The following is an 18,608-nucleotide window of genomic DNA, read 5'->3' as shown; positions in this document are numbered from 1 at the left end:
TTTAAATGAAAGCTGTTTTTCAGTCGATTCAGGATTTTTCTTCAGAAGAATTAATGCTTTTAGACGATTTGATAACATTTCGAACACTTAAAAAAGGCGAATTTTTACTGAAAGAAAATCAGGTTTGCAACGAAATTGTTTTTATTGAAAAAGGAATTCTGCGTTCTTTTTTTGTTAATCATAAAGGAGACGAAATTACGAACTGTTTTGCTTTTGAAAATGAATTCATGGCATCGTTTGCCAGTTTTATAACAGAAGATACAGCAGAAGAAAGTATTCAGGCTTTGGCCGATACCGAATTACAAGTCCTTGACCGTAAAGCTTTCGAAAGACTTTATCAATCCGGATTTAACTGGCAGGAAACAGGAAGGAAACTGACTGAATTAGAGTTTGTAAACCTGCAGAAAAGAATGGTTTCGTTTCAGAAATTATCTGCGACCCAACGTTACGAAGAACTGTATCAGAATCATCAAAAATACCTGCAATTGATTCCGCTTCAGTATTTAGCTTCTTATTTAGGAATCACACCAAGACATTTAAGCCGGATTAGGAAAGCTGTTTTTCAGGACATTTGTCTGGTAAAATAAGCGAGTCCAAATAGTATTTTTGACAAAAAGACCAATATGAAAAAAATACTGATTATAAATGGACATCCAAATCCGGACAGCTTTAATTTTGCCATTGCCAATGAATATCAAAAAGGAGCGCTTGCTTCAGGAGCAACTGTCGAGATGATTACAATCGCATCTTTAAATTTCAATCCAAATCTGGCGTTTGGTTACCAAAAACGAATAGAATTAGAACCGGATTTACTGGAATCCTGGGATAAAATAAAAAGGGCAGACCATCTGGTTTGGGTACATCCCGTTTGGTGGGGAGGGCTTCCTGCAATTACAAAAGGTTTTATCGATCGTTTATTTTTGCCGGGAAAGACGTTTCAATATCGCGAAAATTCAGTTTGGTGGGATAAACTTTTAAAAGGAAAAACAGCACATATCATTACAACTTTAGATCAGCCCGGATGGTTTTACAGGTTGTTTTTTGGAAGGCCGAGTGTAAATCAGTTAAAGAAATCTACTTTAGAATTCTGCGGTGTAAAACCTGTAAAAGTCAGTTATATCGGAATTATAAAAGGCTCTGATGAAAAACAAAGAAAAAAATGGCTTGAAAAAGTATATGCTTTTGGAATAAAAAATAAATGATCAAGGGAATAAATGTCAGGCTGAGCGGAGTCGAAGCCCTTACAAGTTAAAATCCTCTTCGCCCAGTTTAATTTCCCAACAATTTAATTTAATCATTCAATTCCAAACCAAATGTGGAACGCAGAAGTTCAATATTTGGATTGATTTCTAAGAAACGGTTGTATCGATCCTGATCGTTAAGGGATCTTACTGTTTTAATTTCTTCGTTTACAATTACTTCAATTGTAATGTCATGATTGTGTAAATGACCTTTTAAATATCCTAATAAACCATTCATTTGTCCCTCAAAATCCAATTTAGAACCTTCATTTGGAAGTTCATAAGAAATTGTTGTGCCATTCAAAACAGGATCACTAATCAATAGAATTGATTCCATAATCTTAAGGCCTTTTTGACCTAAACGTTCTGCATATTTATTCCAATGCAAACGCATGTCGGTCTCGTTAAACTCTTCGGTAAGAAAAACAGAAGTAGGTTTTACGTAAGATTTACTGCTAGCTTCCAATTCTTTTTTCTTGCGGATACTGGCAAGAGAAAAAGCAGAGACTTTAGGCGTATTACTTGTTTCTTTTTCAGAAACCTCAGGAGTCTGAACTTTGGAAGCTATAGAAATTGGAGCAATATTAGAATTGTCATTGTCATTTTGATTGACATTGATTTTTTCTTCAGCGTTTGGAATTTGGGATTTTGTAGTTGAATTTTCAGATTCAGTATTTGGAATTTGAGATTTAGAACTTGGAACTTCAACTATTGAATACCCGCCGTTTTTAAAGTAAACGGGCGGAATTATAAATTGCTCAGCTTTTTTTTTTCTCCATCAAAGTTGATAGAGGCAAGTTGCATCAGACATAATTCAACTAAAAGTCGTTGATTCTGACTCAATTTATATTTTAAATCACAATCGTTGGCGATGTCAATTCCTTTTAGTAAAAATTCCTGAGAGCATTTTTGTGACTGAACGCCGTACATTTGCTGTGCCTGCTCTCCAACTTCCAATAAAGTAATAGTCGAAGGCGTTTTGCTTACCAGTAAATCTCTAAAATGAGAAGCCAGACCGGCAATAAAATGATGTCCGTCAAAACCTTTTGCAAGTATGTCGTTATAAGCCAGTAAAAGCTTTGGAATTTCATTCTCTAAAAGTAAATCTGTAATAGAAATATAGGTTTCGTAATCTAAAACATTCAGGTTTTCAGTTACGGCCTGACGCGTTAAATTAGTTCCGCAGTAAGAAACCACACGGTCAAAAATAGACAAAGCATCACGCATCGCACCATCAGCTTTTTGTGCAATAATGTGCAGTGCATCGTCTTCAAAACTGATTCCCTGACTTTCGGCAACATCAGCCAAATGTTCTTTGGCGTCTTTTACCGTAATTCTTTTGAAATCAAAAATCTGACAACGAGATAAAATCGTTGGAAGGATTTTGTGTTTTTCTGTTGTTGCTAAAATAAAAATAGCGTGTTTTGGTGGTTCTTCTAATGTCTTCAGAAAAGCATTAAAAGCTGCCGAAGACAACATATGAACCTCGTCAATGATATATACTTTGTATTGTCCGGTCTGTGGCGGGATTCGAACCTGATCAATCAGGCTTCGAATATCATCAACCGAGTTGTTTGAAGCGGCATCTAACTCGAAAACGTTAAAAGCAAAATCTTCAGTAGGATCATCATATCCGGGCTGGTTTATTTTACGGGCCAAAATACGTGCACAGGTCGTTTTTCCAACTCCACGCGGTCCTGTAAACAAAAGAGCCGAGGCTAAGTGATTGGTTTCAATAGCATTTAGCAATGTGTTTGTAATGGCTTTTTGTCCCACAACATCCTTAAAGGTCTGCGGGCGGTATTTACGTGCCGATACTACAAATTGTTCCATACTCTTTTTTATTCGATAGCAAATATAGAGTATAATTTAATGATTTAAAAATTTAAAAATTGAAAGATTTTAAGTGATTGACTTGGAGAAAGAAATAGATTTGTTTATTAGGTTTATTGAAAAAAAATAATATTTTTATTCCTAAATTCACTAAGTCTTTTTATTAACATTAACTTCAAAAAATGAATGCCAAACAAATTGTCAGATTAAGCAATATTATCGGGATTACGTCCATACTTTTATTAGTATACTGGGTTTTTACTTTTATTCTAATTGAGGTTTTTGGATTAAAAGTGTTTAGAGAAAACATGACAGAATCCTTTTATTTAAGTGTTTTGGGAATTCTCGCTTTGATGGCAGGGTCTCTGATTGTCAATTTAATGTTTAATTTGACCAGGATTGCTGAAAAGCATAATCTAGATGCTGTAAACGATAAATCAAATAAATTTAGGATTTTGACTTTGGTTTTAATTTTTCCACTTATAGCTATAATTTTATTTGGTGGGGATTATTTAACATCCGCTAAAAAAGAAGAGCGATTGATTAAATCAGCTGAATCTATTATTGCAGTAAATAAAATGAATAGCGATAAATTGGTAAATTATAGTTTTTCTGAGAGCTATATAAAAGAGACTGCTGATATTTTGGATATTTTGTCAAAAACAGATAAAAATTTTCCCAATGTTACTGTCATCGTAAAAGATTCTGTAAAAGGTTCTAAGGTTTATTTAGGTTTTAGTGATTATTATGAAGGGAGTTTGAAAGATACAATTCACCCACAAAAAAAGCGATATATTTATCAAACTACTAAAGAAGAAAGGGATTATTTAAATAATGTTTTTGAAAAAGAAAGTAACGAATTACGTTATAGTTCTCATAATGGTTATTACGAATTATTTTATCCTTATAAGAAAAATGGAAAGAAAATTATTTTGTATTTTTCTGAAGAACAGCGTTATGGGAAAATCGGGAGCTAGTTCGTTTATTCTAAATAAAATGATAAAATCAAATTAACTTTTATGCAACAATATAATTTCACAAATAACATTTTAAACTTAAAAGTAAAAAAATCTCCATTTTTAGTTAGAACAGTAATGTTTTTATTGGCTTTTTCTTTTTTTGTTTTTCCAGTATTAGGAGTAATTTTTAGTATCACAAGCGGCAGCGGTTTACATTTTGGTTATTTCATAGCAATAGGTATATTTTCTCTTATAGGATTTTATACCCTACGAGTTTCTCTGTGGAATACATATGGAGAAGAAACTATTCAAATTTTAGAAAATAAAATTATTTATGAAGCGAACTATGGCTGGTTTAAAGATGGGAAAAAGGAAACTTTAATCTCAAATCCGGATTATTTTTCGGTACAAGCGGGATACGAAGAAGATAACGAATCAGTTTTGGTTATTGCTTCTGAGGAATCGAAAATAGAGTCAGTGGTAAAAATGCCAACAATACAGATGGAAGAATTAATTGTGATTTTACAAAAAAATAAATTCTAAAAACTATTAGATGAAAAAGTATTTAATATTCATTACAATTCTATTTTGTTCGTTTAAAATTCAGGCTCAAACCGCCCAGGATACCTTAGACATAAAACGTGTGGCTTTAGCTTATATCGAGGCACAGCATACTCCAAATCCGAAATTGATGGAAGGCGCATTGCATCCGAGAATGGTTAAAAGATCGGTTTTTAGAAGTAAAGGAGCTAAGAAAGATTATGTTTCCGAGTTTTTTGCCGAGAACATGGTAATACTTGCTGAAACGTATAATGTAAAAGGAGATAAGTTTCCGAAAAATCCACGAAAAGAAGTTAGATTATTAGATGTTTCGGCTAAAACGGCATCGGTAAAATTACTGGCAGATGAATGGATTGATTATATGCACATTGTAAAGATTAATGGTGAATGGAAAATTATAAATGTGCTTTGGCAATACAACGATGTTTCGCAGCATGAATAAGTTGAGATAATGGCAAGGACTTTAGTTGGAACCTAAAGTTTGTAAAGTTTTAATGCTATTTAATTTTATAAGATTTTAGTAAATTACCAAAAATAGGTAACTTTGTAGGTATTAAAAAAACAACTCATGGGAAGAAACACCTCAATATCATTAGGGAATCATTTTGAGAATTTCATTGAAAATAGTCTTTCTGAAGGAAGGTTTAAAAATGCAAGTGAAGTTGTCAGAGCGGGATTGCGCCTTTTAGAAGAAGAAGAAAATAGATTGCTTATCTTAAAAAAAGCAGTTAAAGAAGGTATCGATAGTGGTCGTGCTGAAAACTTTGATCCCCAAAAACATCTTGAAAGTTTAAAGGCAAAAAAATAAATGGCTAAATATTATTTGACTAATAAAGCTGTCGAAGATTTAACCGATATTTGGAATTATACTTACGAAGAATGGTCAGAAAAACAAGCTGAGAAATACTATTTTTTACTTTTGGATTCTTGTCAGGAAATTGCAGATAATCCAGATTTAGGTAAGAAATATGATATTGTAGCGACTAACTTATTAGGTTATAAATCTAATGAACATATTCTTTTTTATCAGATGATTTCAGATGGTGAAATCGAAATAATAAGAATCCTGCACGGAAGAATGGATTTGAAAAGTAAACTTTAAATCATTTTAATCGTTAAAAAGATTAGTATTTTATGTCATTTCTTTAAAGGAAATTTATTTGATAACGATTAAAGAAATGACATAGATTATAAAAAATGTTTGTTGTTTTTTTGATTTTGAAATGCATAATTTTCTTTTGAAACCTTAGACTCTAGCCCTGATGGAAACGACATCCTTTTGTGGCGGGGTTCGCCGCAAAAGATATAGTGGACAGCAGGTTCCCGGCTCCTGAAAATTATCTTCCCCTAATGCTTAAATCAAATAAAAATTTAGCGGTTTCCTGATCTGAATGGGCAGAGAAACCTGCTACATAGACCCCTTTTTTACCTGTTGTAGATTTGATTCCGTATACAACTGCCTCATCGCCCGGGTCTGATTCCCCCTCGTATCGATACACATGTACAATTTCAAATTTCTCAGGATTTTTTTTAATCACGTCTGCATTTCGATTGAAATCGCACGTAAACCCTTTTTCATGCAATTGATCTAAAGCCTTTGAAACAGTTGCGTAATGATACATTCTTTTCATAATAACTGTATTTGATATTTATAGATTTTTAAAGGTAACTATTTTAAAATTAAAAAGTTATGAAACTTAGTTAAAATCGGAATTTTAAATTTTGGCTTCTTCGATGATAAAGTGTTACTTTTGCACCGCAGACCGCCTTATCGTCGTCCCGATTCATCGGGAGGGAGGAAAGTCCGGACACCACAGAGTAGCATAGCGGGTAACACCCGTCGGCGTTAGAAATGGCGCAAGGACAAGTGCAACAGAAAGTATGTACAGGTAATGCTGTAGTGAAACCAGGTAAACTCTATGCGGTGAAATACCAAGTATATCAGCATTTAAGGGCTTCTCGTCCGTTGTTGAAGGGTAGGTAGCTTGAGTTCAGGAGTAATTCTGAATCTAGATAAATGATAAGGTATTGTTAGTAATAGCAAGAACAGAATCCGGCTTACAGGTCTGCATTTTTTATATATTTGTGAAACTCTTCTAACCTTATATTCATGAATATATCACCTCAAAAACCGGTTTCGGAAACTCAAAAAAGCACCTTTCAGGCCATAATTACCAATCTTACTTTTTGGGTTTTAATTGCGATAATTGCGGGTATTCTGCTTGGACATTTTTCACCTGAAAATGGCGTGAAAATGAAAATTGTAGGTGAGACATTTGTTGATATCATTAAACTTTTTATTGGTCCAATTATATTTTTGACAATTGTTTTAGGAATCTCCGGAATGGGGAATCTTAAGAAAGTTGGCCGGATAGGTGTGAAGGCTTTGGCTTATTTTGAAGTGGTTTCGACAGTGGCTCTGGCAATAGGAGTTGGAGTGGCGTATTTTTTTCAGCCCGGAAAAATTGACAAATCAGGATTGGCTTTGGGTGATGCAAGTCAATATACAAAAGGCGGTGCAGAGAATTTTTCGTGGCTGCAGTTTTTCTTTTCTAATTTTACGCTGCAGGTTTTACTGGCTGCGATTGTCTGCGGAATTGCACTGAATTTTTATCAAAAGAGAGAACAGACTATTTTGGTTTTAGAGCGTTTTTCAAACGTTGTTTTTATTGGTTTAAAGTATGTTATGTACCTAGCACCAATTGGAGCTTTTGGAGGAATGGCTTACACGATTGGAAAGTTTGGACTGGAGACTTTGATTCCGTTGGGAAAATTGATGCTGTGTGTTTATCTCACTATGGCGCTTTTTGTTTTTTTGATTTTAGGAAGTATTCTGAAATATTATAAAATCAATATTCTTTCAGTTTTAAAATATATCAAAGAAGAACTTTTACTGGTTTTAGGAACTTCATCATCAGAAGCTGCTTTGCCAAGTATAATGGTAAAGCTGGAGAGAATGGGTTGCAGCAAATCGGTTGTAGGTTTGGTGATTCCGACTGGATATTCGTTTAATCTGGATGGAACTTCTATATACTTATCAATGTCGGTTATTTTTCTGGCTCAGCTATACGATGTCCATTTGAGTTTTTTTGAAATCCTGACAGTTATCGGAATCCTGATGATTACTTCAAAAGGTGCGGCAGGCGTAACCGGAAGCGGATTTATTGTTTTGGCTTCGACTTTAACAGCTTTACATAAAATTCCGGTAGAAGGTCTGGCATTTTTACTCGGTGTTGATAAATTTATGAGTGAAGCAAGAGCTATTACAAACCTGATTGGAAATACGGTTGCAACCATTGTAATTTCGAAAACGGAAAGGGATTTTACAGAACTTAATCTCAATCCTGTTTTGGAAGAATAATATCCTTTGTATAAATGCACAAAGCGCTAAGCTTTCATACGTTTGTATCTCCTGCTTAAGCGCTTTTGTGACTTTGTGTGGTATTTAGAGCGTGGTATTTAAAAAACTAGGATTCGTCCTTGGTTGTGCGTACTAAACTAATTCCCGACATAAAGAAAACTATTCCAAGTACGCCGTAAATAATCAGTGATTTTATATCGCGGGTATCTCCGGATGTACCAGCAAAAATTACAGCAGTGTAAATAAGTCCTACTATTCCGAGAATTGTAAGCAATCCTCCGAAAAATCTTTTTAGGTTCATGGTGTTTTGGATTTAAAGTTTCTAACAAATTTATCTTCAGAATTTCAAAAATATCTTACATAATTATTTTGAAAGATTATATTATTTACAGAAAAAAAGGACTTATGTATTTTTAGTAAAACCAAAATATAAGAAAATAATATTGTTTTTTAAGGCTTCATACTATTTAAATACTACTTTTGCGCAACCAATTTAAAAACCAAAAAATGAAAAAAACTTACTTATTTGTATTGTTTTCTATTTTTTTAACAAATGCCATTCAGGCGCAGGATGAAGCTCCGGTTTCTGTAGTGAAAAATCAATTTAAAATAAATGTTTTGTTTCCGGGTTTTATTTATGAGCACGGTTTCTCGAAAAAAAACACGTTATATTCTGAAGCAAGTTTCAGTTTAGGATATAGCCATAGTGACTTTTATGACAAATCAAGTGTTTATATAGTTCCTGTAATTACAGAGCAGTTTCGTCATTATTATAATTTGCAAAAAAGATCAAATAAAGGCAAAAGAACTGAACGTAATTCCGGGAATTATTTAGCATTAAATGCTTCTTATTACTTCAAACCTCTTTCAGGTGATACGGAGTATTTTACGTTTGTTCCCTCATCTACAGTAGCAGTGCTTTGGGGATTGCAGCGTACTTATAAAGGAAGGTTTAATTTGGAATTTAATATTGGTCCGGGTGTAAATTTTAGTAAAATCGAAACAAAATTTGAACTTCCTGTCAACTTTACTTTAGGTTGGGTTATTGGGAAATAAATTCGAAAAAAATAATGGGAAACCTTGATTTGTCAAGGTTTTTCTATTTTAAATTACATAATGAGCATTTATGAAAAAGGAAATATATAACAGCTTAAGAAAGATTGCTTTTTTTCTTTTCAATACAATTACAATATGGAATAGTAATGCACAGGAATTACGTCCTTTTGTCGGTATTTGAGGCTTTGTACATTTGTATTCGTTTGAAAAAGATTTACAATCATCACCGGCTCTTAGTCTTTCTGCAGGATTGGAATATAAAAAAGCAGTTAGTTTTTTATCGCCGGAAATAGAAGTTAATTATATGTTTGGAAAGTTTAAAAATAAGATTGATTCAGGAAGTCTTACAACTTCTTCTGACAAGACTTTTTCAACTGTAAATTTTGGTTTTTGTCCTAAAATACTTTTAGGCAATTGTTGAAATATCATCTTCTTGTGTTTATTATCAAATACTTCCTAAGTACATGATTTCGTTAATTGATGTTACTGAAACCAAAGGGGATAATACAATAGGTTCGCCCATAACAGAAAGAAGTATGTCAGTTTGGAGGCATAATATAGGATTAGGTTTAGGAATTGTTATTAATTTTGATACATGGTATTCAAATTCTATGGCAATAAATGTATGTTATAATTCGATTATGGTTTCTGAACCTTTTGATAAATTAAATCCAGGTACAGAAGCAACTGGTAATATTGGAGTTTATGGAATGGAATTTAAGTATTATTTTGGAGTAAAAAGACTTAAATAGAGGATGTTTTTATATATCAATATTGATTTGAATAAGTTTTATAAATACAGTTAATAAAAACAAAAAATTCCCTTGAAATTTAAATCTCAAGGGAATTTTTTATGATTCAAAAAAAGAAACTACCCTTCGTCTTCTTCAGTAACTTTTATAGTTGTATCTCCGGGAAGTTCTTCATCTTCGTCGGTTGAGTTTAATTCGAAGAAACTAAAATAAGATCCTCCATAACTTTTCTGGAATGAAAAATTGCTCAGATGATCCATTTTGGTATACTTAGAGTGCTCAATAATCATCATCCCGTCTTCAGAGAGTAATTCCTTTTCGAAAACAGTCAGAACAATTTTTTCAAAAGCCGCCTGATCTAATCCGTAAGGTGGGTCGGCAAAAACAATATCGTAAGAAGTTTTGCAGTTTTCCAGAAATTTATAGACATCACTTTTGGTCGCTGCAATATCAAAATCGTATTCTGCAGAAACCTGTTTAATGAATTTTACGCATCCAAAATCACCATCAACAGATGTAATGGGTGCACTTCCGCGTGAAGCAAATTCGTAACTGATATTTCCTGTTCCCGAAAACAAATCTAAAACCTTTAAACCGTCAAAATTAAAATGATTGTTCAGGACATTAAATAATGCTTCTTTACTCATGTCAGTCGTAGGTCTTACAGGAAGGTTTTTGGGCGGAAAAATGCGTCGCCCTTTGTATTTTCCAGAAATGATTCTCATGATTGAAATAAGATGTAATGTTTTTGATTTTCTGCAGCCGGGAAGCTGTTTTTTTGCTGTAAAGTGTTTATATCCACAAAGGATACATTACGGATGTATTTGTATGCGATGGCATAATAGGGATCATTTTTACTGATTGTGCCTAATAATTCAAGTGGAAAAATCTCCGGGTTTAAACTCAGCTGTTCAGCAGTAAAAAGCAAATAGTAAATAAATTCTTCGGGTGTCTGATATTCAAACGAATTGAATAATAAAAGTTTTTGGTTTTGAACAACAATAAGTTCAAAATGGACAGGGTTAAAATTGACGATCATTTTTTTAGCGTCATTATTTTTTGAAGCCTCAAGAATTTTTTCAACCAAAATACTGTTCACATGTTTGTAATCAAAAGATCCAACGTTGTCAATCAGGAAATTATTGATATTTATATACGGAATATAAACAGCATTCATTTCGTAATTTGAAATTTTGTCGTAGGTAAAAAAATCGGTTTGAAAAACTTTTGTATTATATTGCAAATAGCTTCCAAGGTAATCCTCATCAAAAAGAGCAGAAGGAACAAAAGTCGAAAGATTGTTATTATGAATAACCATAATTTCGTCATAAGTATCTTTAAGTTCCGGATGTTTTTTAAAAGCTTCTCCGTAAGCTTCTTCTACTTTAATTGTTTTTTTTGAAGTATCAAAAACGACTTCTTTAAATGAAGTAATAGTATTATTGAGGGTATCGAAACAACAAAAAGAAAATCCGGTCAGCGAAACCTGAATAGAAAGTTTTTTATAGTTTTTGGATGTGATATTAGTGTTTTGCAATGCCATAATTTGATTTACAATTCATTACCCGTTGTAGTGTCAAGAAAGAATTTAATTCGAACACAAACTTACAAATAAAATAAATAACAATATCAATTTCAAAATTCAATAACAATGAGAAAACAATTCCCAAACAATACTATCAATGACCAAAACACATTCTAAATCAATTGAATGTATAATGTCAATCAAATAAATGTTTTTAAATGTTTTGAATTGAATTACTATTGAGATTGAAATTGATTTTTGAAATTGCCATTGATATTGAAATTGCCATTTAAAAAACCGAACTTTGCTCCTCAATTTTACCCTATGAATTCAGCATTATTTTATGGCGTTCTGCAAAAACGATTTCCCTTTGCACCAACCTACAAACAAGATATTTTTTTTCAGAAAATTGCCATTTTTTTAACCGAACCTCAAAACGATACGATTTTTGTTCTGAAAGGATACGCAGGAACGGGTAAAACAACTGTGATTTCGACCATTGTAAATAATCTTGGGGATATCAATAAAAAGTATGTTTTGCTGGCGCCAACGGGTCGTGCTGCAAAAGTAATTGCCAATTATTCGAATACCCCAGCATTTACAATTCATAAAAAAATATATTTTCCAAAGAAGTCATCGGGCGGAGGAGTAGCTTTTACCAAACAGGTCAATAAACATAAAAACACCATTTTTATAGTTGATGAGGCTTCGATGATTTCAGACAGTACGCTGGATAGCGGTTCTCTTCTGGATGATTTGATTAATTATGTGTATTCGGGAACCAACTGCAAAATGATTCTTTTGGGAGATACAGCTCAGCTGCCACCGGTAAATTTAGATATTAGCCCGGCGCTTGATATTCAGACTTTGGGAGTTCATTATGATAAAGAAATTGAGCATATCGAACTGGATGAGGTAATGCGTCAGGAAGAAAGTTCAGGGATTTTGTTTAATGCTACTGAATTGCGTGAGCTGTTAAAAGAATCTTTTATAACCGAATTTAGATTTAATGTAAAAAAATTTAAAGATATAGTTCGTTTGACTGATGGTTACGATATTCAGGATGCTATAAATACAGCTTACAGTAATTGGAGTATTGAAGATACTGCTTTTATTGTCCGTTCTAATAAACGTGCCAATCAATACAATGAGCAGATTAGAACAAGAATATTGTTTAAGGAAAGCGAACTTTCTGTCGGAGATTTTTTGATGGTGGTAAAGAATAATTATTTCTGGCTCAAAGAAACCGATGAAGCCGGATTTATAGCTAATGGTGATATTATTGAGGTTCTGGAACTTTTTGGAATAAAAGAATTATACGGTTTTACTTTTGCAAAAGTCAAAATTAGAATGGTGGATTATCCGAATCAAAAGCCTTTTGAAACGGTTTTGATTTTGGATACTATTAAAAGTGAATCTCCTTCTTTAACCTATGAAGAATCGAATCGTTTGTATGAAGAAGTAATGAAAGACTATGAAGACGAGCCGACCAAATACAAAAGGTTTCAAAAGGTTAAAGAGAACGAATATTTCAATGGTTTGCAGGTTAAATTCTCTTATGCGATAACGTGTCATAAATCGCAGGGAGGACAGTGGAATACCGTTTTTATTGAACAGCCGTATTTGCCAAACGGAATAGACCGTGACTACATCAGATGGCTTTATACGGCTATGACACGTGCTAAAAATAAGTTATATTTGATAGGGTTTAAAGATGAGAGTTTTGAAGAATAAAAACACTAATTATACGATTAGCACAAATAGATTTCGCAAGATAATTTGTGAAAATTAGTAAAATTTGTGTTTAATAATTTTACACATGGCAACACTAAACGACTTGCATTCGATTTCATCTACGTTTTCGAATACCGATAAAATGCCTGTTCTGTTTTTAGGACACGGCAGCCCAATGAATGCCATTGAAGAAAATCAGTTTGTAACCGGTTTTCGAAATCTGGCCAAAACTTTGCCACAGCCGAATGCTATTTTATGTATTTCGGCGCACTGGTTTACAAAAGGTACAAAAGTAACTTCGATGCAGATGCCAAGAACAATTCATGATTTTGGAGGTTTTCCACAGGCGCTTTTTGATGTGCAGTATCCCGCAAAAGGAAGTCCTGAACTGGCTTTGGAAACTCAAAGAATATTGGATCCGGTTTTGGTTGATTTAGACGAGCATTGGGGGTTAGATCACGGTGCGTGGAGTGTCATTAAACATTTATATCCAAATGCTGATGTTCCGGTAATTCAGCTGAGCATAGATTATACCAAATCGGGTCAGTATCATTTTGAACTGGCAAAGAAACTACAAGCACTTCGTTACAAAGGTGTTTTAATTATAGGAAGCGGAAATATTGTTCACAACTTGCGATTGGTTGATTTCAGAAATTTTGATAAAGATAATTACGGTTACGACTGGGCAATTGAAGCGCGTGAAACGGTGAATAATTATCTGCTGGACGGAAATTTTCAGCCTTTAATTGATTTCGAAAAAATGAATCAGGCGATTCAGTTAGCAGTTCCAACTCCGGAACATTATCTTCCGTTGCTTTATACGTTAGGCTTAAAAGATAAAACGGATGAATTGGATTTATTCAATGATAAGTTATTGGCCGGTTCACTGAGTATGACTTCAGTAAAAATCATGTAATAAATTTTGTGAATCTTCATGAAATCTTTGCGAATCTCTGTAGTATAAATTAGATAAAGATATTCAAAAGAAGAAACGGAAACCTGAATAAAATCAATACATTGACAAGAATGTCGTAAAAATGTCGCAAATAAACCGTTATCAAATGGAAAGCTTCATAAGTAGTTTTGCCGAAATAATAAATCAAAATTAATTATGAACGAAATCGGAGAAAAAATTAGAGAAGTAAGAAAGAAAAAAGGCTTGTCTCAGGAAGAGCTGGCAGAATCTTCAAAAGTAAATTTAAGAACCATTCAGCGAATTGAAAACAACGAAAGTGAACCACGTGGAAAAACGCTGAACCTGATTTGTGAGGTTCTGGATTTAAATGCTGAAGATATTTTAGATTACGGAAAACAGCCTGATAAAAGTTATCTGGTCATTTTTCATCTTTCAGTAATCGCATTTTTGGTTATTCCGTTGGGAAATATTCTTCTGCCTTTAATTCTATGGATTACCAAAAAAGATAAAATCATTGGACTAAAAGAAACTGGCGCAAGTCTCCTGAATTTTCAAATAATCTGGACGGTTTTTGCTTTTATTTCGATAACTGCTTTTGCTTTATGCAAAATTTTGCATTATGGTCCATATGAAATCTTCTTCTATGCTTTTATTGCACTTTATGTCTTAAATGTAGTTTTACCTGTATTATTTGCAGTTAAAATGAGCCAGGGAAAGACCGAAAGCCTGTATCCAAACGTAATAAAATTGGTAAAATAGTTCAAAGCATAATAAGCCTTTCTGATTATGTTTTTTATCTAAGTTTTGAATACTTACATTTGTTTCAAGATTAAATAATTAAAAAATGAAAATAATAGCTGTAATTCCGGCACGATATGCATCAACACGTTTCCCTGCAAAACTGATGCAGGACCTGGGAGGTAAAACGGTAATTTTAAGAACGTATGAAGCTTCTGTTGCCACAAAATTGTTTGATGATGTATTTGTTGTAACCGATTCTGATTTGATTTTTGATGAAATTGTTTCGAATGGAGGAAAAGCCATTATGAGCATCAAAGAGCATGAATCTGGAAGTGACCGAATTGCAGAAGCTGTTGCGAATCTTGACGTTGATATCGTGGTAAACGTTCAGGGAGATGAGCCTTTTACAGAAGCTGGACCTTTAGAACAGGTTTTGTCTGTTTTTAAAAATGATGAAGAAAAAAAGATTGATCTGGCTTCGTTAATGCGTGAAATCACAAATGAAGACGAAATCAACAACCCGAATAATGTGAAAGTAGTAGTAGACCAGTCGCAGTTTGCCTTGTATTTTTCGCGTTCTGTAATTCCGTATCCGAGAGAAAAAGATGCCGGTGTGCGCTATTTTCAACATATCGGAATTTATGCTTTTAGAAAACAGGCGTTGTTAGACTTTTACAGTTTGCCAATGAAATCCCTGGAAGCTTCTGAAAAACTGGAACAATTACGTTATTTGGAATTCGGTAAAAAAATTAAGATGGTCGAAACCAACCATGTTGGAATTGGTATTGATACGGCTGAGGATTTGGAGAAGGCTAGGGAGGTTTTGGCTTCTAAGTAAAACACTAATTTTACTAATTTATTAAATTGATAAAATGGCAATAGCAATTTCAATAATAATACCCTTTTTATCTGCTGTATTTGGAGGTTATATTACATTTTACTTTACTTCTAAATCGAAAAAAGAGGAAGCCATAATTAAATTTAGAGAAGAAAAATATTCTAATTTGTTGATTCTATTAAAAGGATTTGTAGGTGAAACGGCAAATTCTGAAACAAAATTGAAATTTTTTGATGAACAATATAAATCTTGGATATATTCTTCAGATGAAGTTGTTATTGCTATAAATGAATTAGTTCAATTAATTATTGATCAAGATGGTAAAACACCAGACGTAGATAAAGGTAGAAAAGCTATTGGTAATATTGTTTTGGCTATGAGAAAGGATTTGCTTAAAAAAACTTCATTGACTGATAGTGATTTTCGCTATACAGATGTTAGATTAAAAAAATAAGTTTCTTTTGAAAAACGAGTGCCATAGTCCAGATATAAGAGGATAGCAGGAAATAGCTTCTAAAAATCTCAATTTAATTTTCAAATTATCATAAAAAAAGCTCCAAATCAATCAATTTGGAGCTTTTTCGATATTTAAAATATTCTAATTCTTAGTACAAGCTTGGAAATTTAGCCGGATTAACTTCATTCATCATATCATACACTTTCTCAAAAATATCTTCGGCAGAAGGTTTCGAGAAATAATCACCATCAGTTCCGTAAGCTGGTCTGTGTGCTTTTGCGGCAAGAGTCTGTGGTTTGCTGTCAAGATATTTGTAAGCATCCTGTTCTTCCAGAATTTGCTGTAAAATGAATGCTGAAGCTCCGCCCGGAACATCTTCGTCAATTACTAAAAGACGATTTGTTTTGGCAATACTTTTTACAATATCCTTATTTACATCAAAAGGAAGTAGAGACTGGATATCGATTACTTCACAGTCAATTCCTAAATCTAAAAGTTCGCTGGCAGCCTGTTGAACCAGTCTCAGAGTTGATCCGTAAGAAACTAAAGTAATATCAGCACCTTCTTTTAAGGTTTCTACAACTCCAATTGGGGTTTTGAATTCACCAAAGTTTAAAGGTGTTTTTTCTTTTAAACGATAACCATTTAAACATTCGATTACCAAAGCCGGTTCGTCACACTCTAAAAGGGTGTTGTAAAATCCTGCTGCCTGAGTCATATCTCTCGGAACCAAAACGTGAATACCACGAATAGCGTTTATAATCATTCCCATTGGAGAACCTGAGTGCCAAATGCCTTCCAGACGATGTCCACGGGTTCTGATGATTAATGGAGCTTTTTGTTTTCCAACGGTTCTGTATTGTAATGTAGCCAAGTCATCACTCATGATCTGAATGGCGTACAATAAATAGTCTAAATACTGAATCTCGGCAATCGGGCGTAAACCTCTCAAAGCCATACCAATTCCCTGACCAATAATCGTAGCTTCACGAATACCGGAATCGGCAACACGCAGTTCACCGTATTTTTCCTGCATGCCTTCTAATCCTTGATTTACGTCACCAATGTTTCCAACATCTTCACCAAAAATCAATGCTTCAGGATATTTGCTGAATAAAGCATCAAAATTATCACGAAGAATCATTCTTCCATCCAGATCAGGTTTGGCATTTTCTGCGTATTCAGGAAGTATCTTTTCAACAGACAAAACATTTTGGGCTGATTCAGAATACTGATTGCTGCTAAATTTTTCCTGTGTAATTCCGATGTAATTTCTAATCCATTCCGATAATAACAACTTACTGTTCGGAACTTCAATAAAACGCAAAATTTTTCGGGCATAAACCAGTATTTCCTTTTTTAGAGGAGATTTTATAGCGCTTAATTCTGAGATATATTTTCTGATTCTGTCTTTATGGTTGATGCTTGCTTCTGCAATTTGCTCCAATAAAGCCAAAAGATTTTTTTGATCTTCAATAATTGGGGTGATGAAGAGGTTCCAGGCTTCTTTTTTAGCTTCCAGAACTTCTTTTTTCAATTGGGCGTCAATTTCGTCCAGTTCTTCAGGAGAGGTGATATTAATGGCAATCATCCATAAACGCATCTGACGGATACAATCGTAATTTTTCTCCCAGGTCAGTCTTTCACTGCTTTTATAGCGCTCATGTGATCCTGAGGTTGAATGCCCCTGAGGCTGTGTCAGTTCGTTTACGTGAATTAAAACCGGAATATGCTGTTCGCGTGCAATAGCACCGGCTCTTTCGTAAGTAGAAACCAGTTCGGCATAATCCCAGCCTTTAACCCTGAAAATTTCATATCCTTCTGAATCCTCATCGCGTTGGTAACCTTTTAAGATTTCAGAGATGTTTTCTTTTGTAGTTTGATGTTTTGCGTGTACTGAAATTCCGTACTCGTCATCCCAAACACTCATTACCATTGGAACCTGCAGGACTCCTGCAGCATTTATGGTTTCAAAAAACAAACCTTCAGAAGTACTTGCATTTCCGATAGTTCCCCAGGCAACTTCGTCACCGTTTACAGAAAATTTATCTTTGATCTCTATCCCGTCAACATTTCGGTAAATTTTTGAAGCCTGTGCCAATCCCAATAATCTTGGCATTTGTGCGGCTGTAGGAGATATATCTGCGCTTGAATTTTTTTGTTTAGTAAGGTCTTTCCAGGAACCGTCTTCGTTTAAACTGTGCGTTACGAAGTGTCCGCCCATTTGTCTTCCGGCAGACATTGGGTCAAAGTCCAGATCGGTATGGCCGTATAATCCTGCGAAAAATTGTTTAGGGGTAAATTCGCCAATAGCCATCATAAAAGTCTGATCACGGTAGTATCCCGAACGGAAATCACCGTTTTTGAAAGCTTTCGCCATGGCAAGCTGTGGTACTTCTTTTCCGTCACCAAATATTCCAAATTTGGCTTTTCCTGTCAATACTTCTTTGCGGCCTAACAGACTGCATTCCCGACTGGTAACCGCAACTTTATAGTCATTTAATACTTCAATTTTAAAATCCTCGAAGGTTAATGTAGTATTGCTTTTTTCTGTAATCATAATCTGGAAGGGTCATGTTTAGGTTGCGAAATTACTCAAAATCTACCAATAATCATAATTCATTAAAATAAATA

General features: G+C 33.9%; 22 protein-coding genes and 1 other RNA gene. 16 read left to right on the top strand and 7 right to left on the bottom strand.

Annotated features, from left to right (window positions below):
* Positions 1-5: 5 nt before the first annotated feature.
* Both GWR14_RS17265 and GWR14_RS17260 read left to right on the top strand, forming a co-directional pair.
* Complete coding sequence (locus GWR14_RS17265) at positions 6-587, top strand: Crp/Fnr family transcriptional regulator (RefSeq protein WP_163410321.1); 582 nt, start codon at positions 6-8, stop codon at positions 585-587.
* Positions 588-623: 36 nt separating this feature from the next.
* Positions 624-1,202: an NAD(P)H-dependent oxidoreductase gene (locus GWR14_RS17260; protein ID WP_163410320.1), complete on the top strand. Its 579-nt coding sequence runs from the start codon at positions 624-626 to the stop codon at positions 1,200-1,202.
* A gap of 88 nt (positions 1,203-1,290) precedes the next feature.
* Here the strand turns inward: GWR14_RS17260 and GWR14_RS17255 are convergent, their stop codons facing one another.
* A complete protein-coding gene (locus GWR14_RS17255; protein ID WP_163410319.1) occupies positions 1,291-1,707 on the bottom strand; it encodes a DNA polymerase III subunit gamma/tau in 417 nt (138 codons plus the stop codon).
* Positions 1,708-1,988: 281 nt separating this feature from the next.
* The gene (gene dnaX, locus GWR14_RS17250; protein WP_163410318.1) at positions 1,989-3,074 is read right to left on the bottom strand and encodes a DNA polymerase III subunit gamma/tau; all 1,086 of its coding nucleotides are present in this window, start codon (positions 3,072-3,074) and stop codon (positions 1,989-1,991) included.
* Positions 3,075-3,256: 182 nt separating this feature from the next.
* On the opposite strand from dnaX, the gene GWR14_RS17245 reads away from it, so the two are divergent.
* From GWR14_RS17245 to GWR14_RS17225, 5 genes are all read left to right on the top strand, one after another.
* Entirely contained in the window at positions 3,257-4,051 is a 795-nt protein-coding gene (locus GWR14_RS17245) for a peptidase (RefSeq protein WP_163410317.1), read from the top strand.
* Positions 4,052-4,093: 42 nt separating this feature from the next.
* Positions 4,094-4,576, top strand: a complete 483-nt coding sequence (locus tag GWR14_RS17240) for a hypothetical protein (RefSeq protein ID WP_163410316.1) — start codon at positions 4,094-4,096, stop codon at positions 4,574-4,576.
* A gap of 10 nt (positions 4,577-4,586) precedes the next feature.
* Positions 4,587-5,036 (top strand): nuclear transport factor 2 family protein, encoded by a 450-nt coding sequence (locus GWR14_RS17235; protein WP_163410315.1) that lies wholly within the window; start codon positions 4,587-4,589, stop codon positions 5,034-5,036.
* Between the two features lie 126 nt (positions 5,037-5,162).
* Entirely contained in the window at positions 5,163-5,402 is a 240-nt protein-coding gene (locus GWR14_RS17230) for a type II toxin-antitoxin system ParD family antitoxin (RefSeq protein ID WP_163410314.1), read from the top strand.
* Positions 5,403-5,696: a type II toxin-antitoxin system RelE/ParE family toxin gene (locus tag GWR14_RS17225; protein WP_163410313.1), complete on the top strand. Its 294-nt coding sequence runs from the start codon at positions 5,403-5,405 to the stop codon at positions 5,694-5,696.
* 235 nt (positions 5,697-5,931) lie between these two features.
* Here GWR14_RS17225 and GWR14_RS17220 read toward each other — a convergent pair whose 3' ends face one another.
* On the bottom strand, positions 5,932-6,225 hold the full coding sequence (locus GWR14_RS17220; RefSeq protein WP_163410312.1) for an SH3 domain-containing protein: 294 nt from the start codon (positions 6,223-6,225) through the stop codon (positions 5,932-5,934).
* A 124-nt stretch (positions 6,226-6,349) separates the two neighbouring features.
* Between GWR14_RS17220 and rnpB the strand changes: the two genes are divergently transcribed.
* Together rnpB and GWR14_RS17210 are read left to right on the top strand one after the other, a co-directional pair.
* An RNA gene (rnpB, locus tag GWR14_RS17215) (RNase P RNA component class A) lies at positions 6,350-6,671 on the top strand.
* Positions 6,672-6,704: 33 nt separating this feature from the next.
* Positions 6,705-7,955, top strand: coding sequence for a cation:dicarboxylate symporter family transporter (locus tag GWR14_RS17210; protein WP_163410311.1), 1,251 nt, complete (start codon positions 6,705-6,707; stop codon positions 7,953-7,955).
* 106 nt (positions 7,956-8,061) lie between these two features.
* On the opposite strand, the gene GWR14_RS17205 is transcribed toward GWR14_RS17210, so the two are convergent.
* A complete protein-coding gene (locus tag GWR14_RS17205) occupies positions 8,062-8,256 on the bottom strand; it encodes a hypothetical protein (protein WP_163410310.1) in 195 nt (64 codons plus the stop codon).
* A 206-nt stretch (positions 8,257-8,462) separates the two neighbouring features.
* On the opposite strand from GWR14_RS17205, the gene GWR14_RS17200 reads away from it, so the two are divergent.
* Both GWR14_RS17200 and GWR14_RS17195 read left to right on the top strand, forming a co-directional pair.
* Positions 8,463-9,011 carry a hypothetical protein gene (locus GWR14_RS17200; protein ID WP_163410309.1) on the top strand — a complete coding sequence of 183 codons (549 nt, stop codon included), beginning with the start codon at positions 8,463-8,465 and terminating at the stop codon, positions 9,009-9,011.
* Positions 9,012-9,475: 464 nt separating this feature from the next.
* Entirely contained in the window at positions 9,476-9,763 is a 288-nt protein-coding gene (locus GWR14_RS17195; protein WP_163410308.1) for a hypothetical protein, read from the top strand.
* Positions 9,764-9,882: 119 nt separating this feature from the next.
* On the opposite strand, the gene GWR14_RS17190 is transcribed toward GWR14_RS17195, so the two are convergent.
* Positions 9,883-10,488 (bottom strand): RsmD family RNA methyltransferase, encoded by a 606-nt coding sequence (locus GWR14_RS17190; RefSeq protein ID WP_163410307.1) that lies wholly within the window; start codon positions 10,486-10,488, stop codon positions 9,883-9,885.
* Entirely contained in the window at positions 10,485-11,306 is an 822-nt protein-coding gene (locus GWR14_RS17185; RefSeq protein WP_163410306.1) for a DUF3822 family protein, read from the bottom strand. The genes GWR14_RS17190 and GWR14_RS17185 overlap by 4 nt, the downstream gene beginning before the upstream one ends.
* A gap of 306 nt (positions 11,307-11,612) precedes the next feature.
* Here GWR14_RS17185 and GWR14_RS17180 point away from each other — a divergent pair, with 306 nt between their 5' ends.
* From GWR14_RS17180 to GWR14_RS17160, 5 genes are all read left to right on the top strand, one after another.
* A complete protein-coding gene (locus GWR14_RS17180; protein WP_163410305.1) occupies positions 11,613-13,022 on the top strand; it encodes an ATP-dependent DNA helicase in 1,410 nt (469 codons plus the stop codon).
* An 85-nt stretch (positions 13,023-13,107) separates the two neighbouring features.
* Entirely contained in the window at positions 13,108-13,938 is an 831-nt protein-coding gene (ygiD, locus tag GWR14_RS17175) for a 4,5-DOPA-extradiol-dioxygenase (protein WP_163410304.1), read from the top strand.
* A gap of 195 nt (positions 13,939-14,133) precedes the next feature.
* Positions 14,134-14,697 carry a helix-turn-helix domain-containing protein gene (locus tag GWR14_RS17170; RefSeq protein WP_163410303.1) on the top strand — a complete coding sequence of 188 codons (564 nt, stop codon included), beginning with the start codon at positions 14,134-14,136 and terminating at the stop codon, positions 14,695-14,697.
* An 85-nt stretch (positions 14,698-14,782) separates the two neighbouring features.
* Entirely contained in the window at positions 14,783-15,517 is a 735-nt protein-coding gene (kdsB, locus tag GWR14_RS17165) for a 3-deoxy-manno-octulosonate cytidylyltransferase (RefSeq protein WP_163410302.1), read from the top strand.
* 34 nt (positions 15,518-15,551) lie between these two features.
* Entirely contained in the window at positions 15,552-15,971 is a 420-nt protein-coding gene (locus tag GWR14_RS17160; protein WP_163410301.1) for a hypothetical protein, read from the top strand.
* Positions 15,972-16,122: 151 nt separating this feature from the next.
* Here GWR14_RS17160 and GWR14_RS17155 read toward each other — a convergent pair whose 3' ends face one another.
* Positions 16,123-18,534, bottom strand: a complete 2,412-nt coding sequence (locus GWR14_RS17155) for an alpha-ketoacid dehydrogenase subunit alpha/beta (RefSeq protein ID WP_163410300.1) — start codon at positions 18,532-18,534, stop codon at positions 16,123-16,125.
* Between the last annotated feature and the right edge of the window lie 74 nt (positions 18,535-18,608).

It is taken from the genome of Flavobacterium ajazii, assembly GCF_010614725.1.
GTDB lineage: Bacteria > Bacteroidota > Bacteroidia > Flavobacteriales > Flavobacteriaceae > Flavobacterium > Flavobacterium ajazii.
Note: the sequence above shows the minus strand (reverse complement) of the source record. Positions and strands in the feature narration are given on the sequence as shown.